We start from the raw sequence: 1,229 nt of genomic DNA, 5'->3' as shown, positions 1-1,229 counted from the left end.
CGGGCCGTCGCCCACTACCTCGCCGGTGAGCTGCGCTACGCCGTCTACCTCCTCGAGACCACCCTCGACGAACTCAACCGCGGCGGCCTCCACGACCCGGACGCCCTGCTCCTCCTCTACGCCGGCGTGATCGGCCCCTACATGGACATGGGCGCCCACGCCCGCGCCGCCCAGGCCGCCGAGTTAGCCCTCGCCCTCGCCCCGCGGGCCGCCGACCCCGCCCTCGTCGCCCGGATGCACCGCTCGGTCGCCCGCACCCTGCTCGCCGAGGGCCGTATCGCCGAGGCGGACGCCTCCCTCGCCAAGGCGGCCGAGATGTACCGCCAGCTCCAGATCCGCACCGAGCTCGCGAACTGCCACTGGATGCGCGGCTACGTCTACGCCCAGAACGGTGACCTGGAGCGCGCCGAGGCCGAACTGCGCTCCGCCCAGACCATGCTCTCCGCCCAGCGCGCCGCCCTCTACAGCAGCCAGGTCGCCGTCGAACTCGCCGACGTCCTCCACCGCCGCGGCAGGTCCGACGAGGCCGCCGCCCTCCTCCACGACGTCCTCGGCGACCTGTCCTCCGAGCGCGGCGCCGTCCACGCCGCCGCGGCCCACCGCCTCCTCGGCCGGATCGCCGAGGCGGCCCGCGACACCGAGACCGCCGAGGAGCACTACGTCCGCGCCCTCAGCCTGCTGGAACGCGCGGGCGCCGCGGGTGACCTCGCCGACCTGTGCCGCCTCCTCGGCGACCTGCTGCGCCGCACCGGCCGCATCGAGGCCGCCCTCGACGCCTACCGCACCGGCCTCGGCCACCGCACCGCCCCCGGCACCACCACTCTCGGCCCGGCCCCCGCACGGCCCCCGCTCTGACCGCGCCCGGCCCGCGCACGACCCCGCCGGTTAGCCTTCGGGACGGCAACAGCGGCAAGGGGCGGCGGGGACCTGTGGAGAACGACGTACACATACGGCGACTCGCCGACGGGCTGCGCCTCACCGTCCGCGCGCTGCTCCACGCCGGTGTCGGCGGCGCGGCCCTCATCACCATCGCGACGGTCGCCTCCGTCCTCGGCCCGCTCGTCGCCCTCGACCTGTACACCCCGCCCGTCGCCGCCTGGTGGACGGTCTTCACCGCGATCACCGTCCAGGGCGTCCCCTTCCTCCTCCTCGGCACGGTCGTCTCCGCCGCGATCGGCGCGTTCGTCCCGCAACGCGTCTTCACCCGCCTCCTCCCCCGCCCCCCGGCC

Annotated in this window: 1 protein-coding gene and 1 pseudogene; both read left to right on the top strand. The window is 75.8% G+C overall.

The features are described 5' to 3' along the window. Window positions 1-855, top strand: an 855-nt coding sequence (locus CCN42_RS40620; protein WP_339384157.1) for a tetratricopeptide repeat protein, incomplete at its 5' end; no start/stop codon positions are given. Between the two features lie 74 nt (window positions 856-929). Further along, window positions 930-1,229, top strand: a pseudogene (locus CCN42_RS40615) (permease); the annotation flags it as partial.

The organism is Streptomyces glaucescens, from assembly GCF_002154375.1.
GTDB classification, from domain to species: domain Bacteria; phylum Actinomycetota; class Actinomycetes; order Streptomycetales; family Streptomycetaceae; genus Streptomyces; species Streptomyces glaucescens.
This window is presented reverse-complemented; position numbering and strand designations above follow the sequence as displayed.